Source organism: Plantactinospora sp. ZYX-F-223 (assembly GCF_039649625.1).
Taxonomy (GTDB): Bacteria; Actinomycetota; Actinomycetes; order Mycobacteriales; family Micromonosporaceae; genus Plantactinospora.
The window spans coordinates 1-1,382 of the sequence record NZ_JBDJAV010000163.1; the positions used below are offsets into that span (position 1 = coordinate 1).

The 1,382-nt window shown below is 71.6% G+C and carries 2 protein-coding genes; both read left to right on the forward strand.

The genetic code is table 11. From position 1 onward, the window contains the following. Window positions 1–178: 178 nt before the first annotated feature. Window positions 179–610 (forward strand): chromate resistance protein ChrB domain-containing protein, encoded by a 432-nt coding sequence (locus tag AAH979_RS42965; protein ID WP_346263865.1) that lies wholly within the window; start codon window positions 179–181, stop codon window positions 608–610. A gap of 102 nt (window positions 611–712) precedes the next feature. Further along, window positions 713–1,382: chromate transporter (locus tag AAH979_RS42970; RefSeq protein ID WP_346263866.1), on the forward strand; the 670-nt coding region annotated here is incomplete at its 3' end.

The following is a 1,382-nucleotide window of genomic DNA, read 5'->3' on the forward strand; positions in this document are numbered from 1 at the left end:
GCGCCTCGGCGCAGCTGACGGGCTCCGCGAGGGCAGGTGTCGTACGTCGGCTGCGTGCAGAGCTGCGGCGTGTTCACCGTCGGGACTTCTTTCCGCCTCCTGAGCGCGAGGTCGCCCAGCAGGCGCTCGCCAACCTGGCGAGCGAGCCCGTTACTGATCCGGTGCGTGGGGGTGCGTCGTGAGGTGGGCGACCCGGGCCGGGGTGCACATCGATCGGGCCGCCTGCGGGTGGCTGATCCGCCGGCACGTCGACCCGGACGCCGAGTTCGTCTTCGTCGCGGATCCGTCTGAGGTGCCGGCTGACGCGACGCCGTTCGACATGCGTGGGGTGGATCTGTCTCATCACGGGTCGGACTGCACGTTCGAGACGATCCTGCGTCGTTACGACCTCGCCGACCCGGTGCTGTGGCGGATCGCTGAGATCGTGCACGAGGCCGACATCGACGACGGGCGGTACGACGCGCCGGAGGCGGCCGGCCTGGACGTCGCGCTGCGCGGCCTGTCGATGGTCTGCGACGACGCCCGCACGCTGGAACTCACCGCGCCCCTGTTCGACGGCCTCTACGAGTACCACCGCCGCGCCCTGCTCTTGGGGCGCACGCCCGCGTAACCCTGTCCCGCCCCGCCATCACGTGACGCCGCCGGAGGCGTGCGCGCGTTGGATCCTGCCCCGAGCCCGACCGGCCGCCCCAATCGAGATGGAGGTCCTGCGGTGACGACCACCGAACCCCCGGTTACCCGTGACGTCGTACCCTTCGGCCAGGCCGTGAAGGCGTGGTTCACCATCTCCTTGCAGACCTTCGGCGGCCCGGCCGGGCAGATCGCCGTCATGCAGCGCCATCTGGTCGACGAGCGCCGCTGGATCGGGCAACGCCGGTTCCTGCACGCCCTGAACTACTGCATGCTCTTACCCGGTCCCGAGGCCCAACAGCTGGCGATCTACGTCGGATGGTTGCTCAACGGCATCCGGGGCGGCCTGGTCGCCGGGACCCTGTTCGTGCTTCCCGGGCTGGTCGCGCTGCTGGCCCTGTCGGCGATCTACGTCGGCTACGGCGACACCCACGCCGTGACCGCCCTGTTCGCCGGTCTCGCCCCGGCCGTGGTCGCGATCGTCGCCCAGGCGGTGTGGCGGGTCGGCAGCCGCGCCCTGAACAACGGTGTCCTGGTCGGGTTCGCGGTCGTCGCGTTCGTCGCCCTCGCCGCGTTCGGCGTGCCGTTCCCGGTCGTCATCGCCCTCGCCGCGCTCGCCGGTTGGGCCGTGCACCGGTGGCGGCCGCAACTCGTCACTACGGGTGGGCACGGCGGCAACGGCAAGGACGGGCCGGCGCCGTTGATCCCTGATGACGCCCTGCACCACGACAGCCCGTCCGGGCGCCGCGCCG